Origin of the sequence: Mycetocola sp. (genome assembly GCF_025464835.1) — a bacterium.
Lineage (GTDB): Bacteria > Actinomycetota > Actinomycetes > Actinomycetales > Microbacteriaceae > Mycetocola_A.
Genome location: NZ_JAODMP010000097.1, coordinates 26,406 through 33,984 on the forward strand (window position 1 = coordinate 26,406; position 7,579 = coordinate 33,984).

A 7,579-nucleotide genomic window follows, 5' to 3' on the forward strand; every position below is an offset into this window, starting at 1 on the left:
AGCCGTCATATTGAAGGCCGGAACCCGACGTCTACAGACACGAATCTGTCGGCGCCCTGGTCTCACCTTCGACCGATCCCCTCGTGCCACGCGGAACCCCTCAGCGGGAACGCTCGCCGGAATCGAATCCCGTCGCCTTCACGGACCGAAACCGCAGAGACAGTGGATGCCGGAACCCCGGTTCTTGATTCAATCTGCAGCAGGCCGCCTGCATGCCCACGGACCGGCTATACGGGGATTTCTCAGGAACGGTCCTCCGGGCTCCCGTAATATCTCTAGTCCAAGGGGAGTACTCCGAATCGGCCGACTCGTCACTACGGATGCGTTCGCATCCCGGGTCACCGGTCCCTCATCGCAGGGATGGAGAAGACTTTGGTGTCGATCAGTCACGCCTACTCTGGAGCCACCATTGAACATCACCCCACTCATCTGGGTCATCACCATTGCGGTCACGATCGCGTTCTTCGTGTACGAGTTCTTCGCGCACGTGCGCAAGCCGCATGAGCCGACGATCGCGGAGTCCGCGCGCTGGTCGGCCTTTTATATCGGACTCGCGCTCCTGTTCGGGGTCGGGATCGGCGTCGTTTCGGGATGGACGTATGGCGGGGAGTACTTCGCCGGCTATCTCACCGAGAAGGCGCTGTCGATCGACAACCTGTTCGTCTTCCTCCTTGTGATGACCGGTTTCGCAGTGCCGAAGATCTACCAGCAGAAGGTGCTGATGATCGGCATTGTGATCGCGCTGGTGCTCCGCGGGATCTTCATTGCCGTCGGCGCCACCCTCATTGCGAACTTCTCGTGGGTGTTCTACCTCTTTGGCGCGCTGCTGCTGGTGCTGGCCTACCGCCAGGCTTTCGCGCACGGCGAGTCCAACCCCGCGAACGGCAAGTTCATGACCTTCGTCCGTCGTCACCTCGCGGTGACTGACGAGTACCACGAGGATCGCCTGACGGTACGCAAGAACGGCCGCCGCTTCGTCACCCCGATGCTGCTGACGATCATCGCCATCGGCTTCGTCGACCTCATCTTCGCCGTCGACTCGATCCCCGCGATCTACGGTCTGACCGAGGAGGCATACATCGTCTTCACGGCCAACGCCTTCGCGCTGATGGGCTTGCGCCAGCTCTTCTTCCTCATTGGCGGCTTGCTCGAGCGCTTGGTCTACCTTGCACAGGGACTCGCGGTCATCCTCGCGTTCATCGGGGTGAAGCTGGTTCTGCACGCTATGCACGTCAACGAGCTGCCGTTCATCAACGGCGGCGAGCCGATGCTCTGGGCTCCCGAGATCCCCATCTGGTTCTCGCTGGTCTTCATCGGCGCGACGATCGCCGTGGCGACCGTCGCCAGCCTGCTGAAGACCCGTGGCGATCGCCGCGACGACGACCTCCTCCAAGCGACCAACGAGACACAGAAAGAACTTTCTTGACACGTCAGCGCTGTACCGGATCAGCCTTTGACTCCGACGGTTCCCGCTGATGAGCGACCTCCTCTGGAACATCGCCCTCGTCATCGTGTTCGTGCTGGTCGGCGGCGTCTTCGCTGCGACCGAGATGGCGCTGGTGACCCTGCGCGAGAGTCAGATCAACGCGATCGCCGCGCGGGGCCGCCGTGGCGCGAAGGTGGCGAGCCTCGCGCGCAACCCCAACACCTTTCTCTCCGCGGTGCAGATCGGCGTGACAGTGGCCGGCTTCGCTTCGGCCGCCTACGGGGCCACCTCGATAGCGCCGTCCGTCGCCCCGCTGTTCGTGATTTGGGGTGTATCGGACGAACTCGCGCTCACACTGGCCACACTGTTGCTGACCCTGATCGTCGCCTACCTCTCACTGGTGCTCGGCGAGCTCGCGCCGAAGCGCCTCGCGATTCAACGCAACGCGCAGTTCGCATACGCGGCCGCTCCGGTGCTCGACAAATTCGCCATCGTCATGCGGCCCGTTATCTGGCTTCTGTCCGTCTCCACGAACGCGCTCGTGCGCCTCTTGGGCGGCGACCCGCACAAGACTGCCGACGAGATGAGCGACGACGAAATCCGTGACATCGTGGCAACGCACCAGGGTCTACCCGACGACGAGCGGCGGATCCTCGACGACGTGCTGTCCCTTCGTGGACGGCAGATCACCGAGGTCATGAGACCGCGCCCGGAGGTCGTCGCCCTGGACGAAACCGCGACCCTCGCGGAGGCCATCGTGCAGGTGCGCGAGCTACCGTTCTCCCGCTATCCAGTCGTCGACAAGTCGATCGATGACATCACCGGGTTCATCCACGTCCGCGATCTCTTCGAGACGGCAGCAGAAGACCCCGAGCGGCCCCTTGAACGACTCGCCCGTCCTATCCCCTATCTGCCGTCCACCGCCCGCGTCCTTCCGACGCTGACCCGGATGCGCGCCGACGGGCATCACATCGCCGTCGTCGTGGACGAATACGGCGGCACTGACGGGATCATCACGCTCGAAGACTTGCTCGAGGAGGTGGTCGGGGAGATCTTCGACGAATACGACACTGCCATCGAACCCACCGAGGCAGGCGGCGTCGTGGACGGCCGACTGAACCTCCAAGACTTCGAGGAGCTGACGGGACTGGCCATCCCTCGAGGATCTTCCGACACGATCGCCGGATTCATCACGGAGCAGCTCGGGCGACTCGCGGTGGTCGGTGACACCGTCGACGTGCCAGGAGCCACCATCCAGGTCACCGCGCTGGACCGCCGGCGCATCGCTGGAGTCCGAATCACGCCGCGGGTGACCGGAGGTAACGGTCTAGGCGACCAACAGACAGCTTCCAACGATGCTGGCAACCCTCCACTCACGTGACTCCGTCGTTCACCGCGGACCTGCTTGCGCAAAGGAGGCGGTCTCGACGGGTCAGGGGCCGACACGGCCACGCCATTCGTGTTCAGCCCGTGGCTGGTGCTGCAGTTGGAGCAGCTGGCGCTGCTGGGTCGGTCGCGTCGGCGGCGGGCACCAGCGTGACCTCCTGCGCAACACTCTGGGCCGGGTCCCCCTCAAGCATGGCGATCAGGGTGCGGGCGCAGATGGCACCAGTCTCCACCGGATCGATGTTGAGGTAGGCAACGCGCGGGTCGGCCCCGATAGCTTTCGAGTTGCCGGTGACCGACACTTGCAGGTCACCCGGGATGCTGAGCCCCAGCTCGGCCGCCGCGGTGGTGATCGCGTTGCAATAGGTCTCGTTGAGGCAGTGCACCGCGTTCACCTCGTCCGTGGAGGCGGCGAGGAGTTCACGTGCGGCGTCCGTCGGCGCCTGACCCGGAGCAAGCGATGCGACCCGCGATGCCACCCCGTGGGTCGTGCACCAGTGCCGGTACGACTCGATCGTGGAGACGGTGTAGTCATCCAGTCGCGGGCCGACGAACAGCGCGGGTCGTAACGGCGCCTCGCGGGACCGACGGGCCAGGTGGTTCAACATGTCGGGTATCGCCTGCGCCATATCGGCGTGCACGGTGGCCAGTTGGGCGCCCGGTTTCGCCTGGTAGCCACCGTCGGTGACCACCGCGCGACCGTTCTTCAGGCTCTGCTCCACGATTGGGTCCCCGGGGACCGGGTCCACAACGATCACTCCGTCGAGCGGCAGGTAGGTTTCGATTCGACCGTCGGCGCTGCTGGCGGCGGCCGAGATCGAGTACCCGTGTTCCACCGCCTCGATGGCGGCACCGGCGATGATGTTGCGGTAGTACGGCATGTACGTCTGTTCCCAGACCGCCGAGTCGCGGTAGCTGACGACGATACCGATCACCCGCGATTTGCCGGAGCGCAGCGCTTGGCCGATTGCGTTCGGCCGGTAGCCGAGTTTCGACCCCACCTCGAGCACACGCTCCCTGGTCGCGGCGGCGACCTCACCTTTGTTGTTGTAAACCTGCGAGACGGTCGCGGTGGAGATGCCGGCGGCCTTCGCGACATCCTGAATGCCGACCTGCTTGTTTGAAACCGTATTCACTATGCTCCGCCCACTCCTGCCGCCGACCGCCCATCTTGACGCTGGGTGGGACTGGTGAATACTATCAGCTGCCGCCTAAAACGATTTAGGTCTGATGAGAGGAATGCAATGACGCACACCCGACGACTGCTCGTCCCTGCTGCAGTGATCGCAGCGCTCCTACTGAACGGATGCAGCGCATCGGCGGAAGGAGAAGTTCAGGAGAACGAAAACCCCGCCTCATACGGTGACTGTGAACTCACCGGAACCAAGGGCGAATACACTCTGGAGACCAAAACCGACGGCACCCTGCTGATGAAGGCCGACCTGCCGAGCCCCGGCTGGTACAACGGCGACACGGTCGAAGACATCCGGAGCGGCTTCGATTTCTGCCTGCTCGTGAACATCGCGCACCGCGCCGGCATTGACAACGTCAAGCTGCAGATGGCGTCGTTCGACGGCCTCGTCGCAGGCAAGGCCGGCGACATGGACCTGTCACTGAACCAGATCACCATCACCGAGGAACGCCGAAAGGTCATGGACTTCTCCGACCCGTACTTCCAGTCCACGGCCGGCGTGCTGGTCAAGGCGGGGGCGGATGTAAGCGAGTCGAACTTATCGAGCAGTCACCTTGGCGTGAAGCAGGGCACCGTTGGGCAGCTGCTGGTGGCCGACATCATCAAGCCGAATAAGGCCGCCTCCGTCTTCCCCGGAGACTCCGAGATGCAGGCAGCGGTCCTCGCCGGGAATGTCGAGGCCGGCATCCAAGACCTCAGCATCGTGCTGGGCGCCGCGGCCAAGTCGGGCGGCAAGCTCGAGGTGGTCGGCCAGATCCTCACCGATGAGGCCTACGGGATCATGATGGAGAAGGGCTCACCCAACCTCGACACCATCAATCAGATCCTTGCCGAGATGAAGGCCGATGGAACCCTGGACAAGCTGAGCGCGGCGTACCTGGTGGACGCCTACGGGGTTGACCCGGCGAGCATCCCGGTATGGGAAGTCAAGTGACGCTTGAAACACCCGCGGTTGCGCGGCCCCTCGGGGTCGCGCAACCCTCCCCGGTGGGCACGGCACGGACCCTGCTGCTGGCAGGGGCACTGCTGTGCCTGCTCACCGTCGGGATGACCGGGTTCGCTGCGTACCTAACCATCACTGTTGCTGAGACGGGCATCTGGAGGATCGCTCTAGGCGCCGCCACCCTGGTCGTGGTGATCCTGGCCATGCTCACGGCCTGGCCCCTGATCGGCGGTTTCCGGCAGCAGGCCGCCAGCACGGCGGCAGCCCAGGCGGGCGACCTCGTCGCAGCCAGGAAGTTTCGTGCTCGCGCGGCCCAGTCCGGCTGGACCGCGCTCGGCTCGTGCCTCCCGCTCGTGTTCATCGCCACTTTCACGATGTTCCTGCTCGCCAACGACCATGCCGTGCAGACCACATTTTTCGACGCGCAGTTCATGGCCCGAAGCGTGGGCGACGTGACCGTGGCGTTCGGGGAGAACATCAAGATCGCCCTGCTCGCCGAGGCGTTCGTGCTCGTCTGGGCGCTTGTGATCGCGCTGGCCCGGCTGGTGCCCTCCAAAGCCGGCCGGCCGCTGCGGTGGCTGGCCACCGCATACGTCGACGTCTTCCGTGCCATCCCGTCGATCATCGTGATCTACCTGGTCGGCTTCGGCCTTCCCCTGGCTGGTGTGCCGATCCTCAGCGAGATGGGGCCGATGTGGTCCGCCGTCCTCGCCCTCACCCTCACCTATGGCGCCTACGTAGCCGAGGTATATCGGGCCGGCATCGAAGGCATCCACTGGTCCCAGGTGTCCGCCGCCCGTTCACTCGGACTCTCCTACGGCAAGACCATGAGGCACGTAGTCGTGCCTCAGGCAGTTCGCAAGGTGACCCCGCCGCTGCTGAACGACTTCATCGGGCTGCAGAAGGACACTGCACTGGTCACCATCATCGGTACGGTCGACGCGTTCACGCAGGCGAAGATCTACTCCAGCAACTACTTCAACCTGTCATCGGTGACGGTGGTCGCGATCCTGTTCATCATCATCACCATCCCGCAGACCCGCTTCGTCGACCGGCTCCTGGAGCGCGACGCACGCCGCCAATTGAGCAAGGGGTAGTCATGGCCTTCTTAGAACTGAACGACGTCGAGAAGTCCTACGGCACCAACCCGGTGCTGCGCGGCATCACCTTGCATGTGGCCAAGCACCAGGTGGTGTGCCTGATCGGCGCATCCGGCTGCGGAAAGTCGACGCTGCTCCGTTGCGTCAACGCCCTCGAGGGCATACAGGGCGGCGACATCAGGCTGGATGGTGACGTGGTCTCCGGCGAGGGCATCGACGTTAACTCGCTTCGCCGCAAGGTCGGCATCGTGTTCCAAAGCTTCAACCTGTTCCCTCATATGACCGTGCTGCAGAACGTCACTCTGTCCCCAATCCGGGTGCTGGGGATGCCGAGGGCGGATGCCGAGAAGCAGGCCATCGCCCTGCTCACGCGCGTCGGGCTCTCCGAAAAAGTGGACGCCTATCCTGACCAGTTGTCGGGCGGGCAACAGCAACGCGTCGCCATCGTCCGGGCGCTCGCCATGAACCCAGAGGTGCTGCTGCTGGATGAGATTACCTCTGCCCTCGACCCTGAACTCGTCGCCGAGGTGCTCAACATCGTGCGGGACCTAGCCGCAGACGGCCTCACCATCCTCATGGCAACGCATGAGATGTCGTTCGCGCGCGAGGTGGCAGACACGGTGGCGTACATCCACGAAGGGACCGTGCTCGAACAGGGACGGCCGGCGGACATCTTCGGAGCGCCGCAGCACGAACGCACGCAAGCGTTTCTCAAGAAGATTATTGAAGCGGGAAGGCTTTGAAAGTGACCAAAGTATTAGTCGTGGAGCACGAGTCCAACGCTGGCATCGGCCTGGTGGGTGAGCGTATCCTTGCCACCGGGGCAGAACTTGAGGTGGTGGGCCCGGAGGCTGGCCGTGACATCCCGTTGACCGCCGCCGGCTACCAGGGGGTCGTGGTACTGGGCGGAACCCCGGGCCCGACGGATGATGGTGCCGCCGAGTGGCTGCCGTCAGTGCGAACGTTGATCGCTCACTGCCTGGACAACGAGGTGCCGTTTCTCGGAATCTGCCTCGGAGCCGAGCTCCTAGCCGTCGTCGCGGGCGGCGTGGTCGGCCCGGTGCGCAACGGCGCCGAGGTCGGGCTCACCGAGATGGCACTCACCGCAGCTGCCGAGAACGACCCGCTTCTGGGCGGGCTGGCCGGCCAGCTCCAGGCCCTGCAATGGCACACGCTGGAAGTGCACGAACTTCCGCGGGGCGTGGCGTCGCTGTGCTCCAGTGCGCGCTGCCCGAACCAGGCGTTCCGGGTCGGGATCGCGGCCTGGGGGCTGCAGTTCCACCTGGAGGCGTTGTCTGCGACCGCCGAGGAGTGGGCCCACGAGGACAGCGAGGACCTGCGCTCGGTCGGGCTCACCAGTGCCGAAGTGGTTGCGCGGATGCGCGAGCACGAGGGGTCGCTACGCGAGACCTGGTCTACTGTGGCAGACCGCTGGATGTCACTGGTGGTCAGCGCGGCTAACCAGTCGGCGGAGCCAGCAGGCGAAGTACTGGATTCGCACGCGCGCCGCTCGTGACGCCATCTGGAGCGAG

At 64.5% G+C, this 7,579-nt stretch carries 7 protein-coding genes; 6 read left to right on the forward strand and 1 reads right to left on the reverse strand.

Features of this window, described 5'->3' with window-relative positions; translation table 11 throughout:
- Positions 1–409 precede the first annotated feature (409 nt).
- Positions 410–1,426, forward strand: coding sequence for a TerC family protein (locus tag JWP90_RS12440; RefSeq protein ID WP_297364713.1), 1,017 nt, complete (start codon positions 410–412; stop codon positions 1,424–1,426).
- 49 nt (positions 1,427–1,475) lie between these two features.
- On the forward strand, positions 1,476–2,807 hold the full coding sequence (locus tag JWP90_RS12445) for a hemolysin family protein (RefSeq protein WP_297364716.1): 1,332 nt from the start codon (positions 1,476–1,478) through the stop codon (positions 2,805–2,807).
- Positions 2,808–2,889: 82 nt separating this feature from the next.
- Here the strand turns inward: JWP90_RS12445 and JWP90_RS12450 are convergent, their stop codons facing one another.
- Complete coding sequence (locus JWP90_RS12450; RefSeq protein ID WP_297364719.1) at positions 2,890–3,948, reverse strand: LacI family DNA-binding transcriptional regulator; 1,059 nt, start codon at positions 3,946–3,948, stop codon at positions 2,890–2,892.
- A gap of 108 nt (positions 3,949–4,056) precedes the next feature.
- Here JWP90_RS12450 and JWP90_RS12455 point away from each other — a divergent pair, with 108 nt between their 5' ends.
- Genes JWP90_RS12455 through JWP90_RS12470 form a run of 4 tightly spaced genes read left to right on the forward strand, consistent with a single transcriptional unit; the run spans position 4,057 to position 7,563 of the window.
- On the forward strand, positions 4,057–4,938 hold the full coding sequence (locus tag JWP90_RS12455; protein ID WP_297364722.1) for an ABC transporter substrate-binding protein: 882 nt from the start codon (positions 4,057–4,059) through the stop codon (positions 4,936–4,938).
- Positions 4,935–6,044, forward strand: coding sequence for an amino acid ABC transporter permease (locus tag JWP90_RS12460; RefSeq protein ID WP_297364725.1), 1,110 nt, complete (start codon positions 4,935–4,937; stop codon positions 6,042–6,044). Before JWP90_RS12455 ends, JWP90_RS12460 begins: the two co-directional genes overlap by 4 nt.
- 2 nt (positions 6,045–6,046) lie before the next feature.
- Entirely contained in the window at positions 6,047–6,790 is a 744-nt protein-coding gene (locus JWP90_RS12465; protein WP_297364728.1) for an amino acid ABC transporter ATP-binding protein, read from the forward strand.
- Positions 6,791–6,792: 2 nt separating this feature from the next.
- A complete protein-coding gene (locus JWP90_RS12470) occupies positions 6,793–7,563 on the forward strand; it encodes a type 1 glutamine amidotransferase (protein ID WP_297364731.1) in 771 nt (256 codons plus the stop codon).
- The last annotated feature ends 16 nt before the right edge of the window (positions 7,564–7,579 follow it).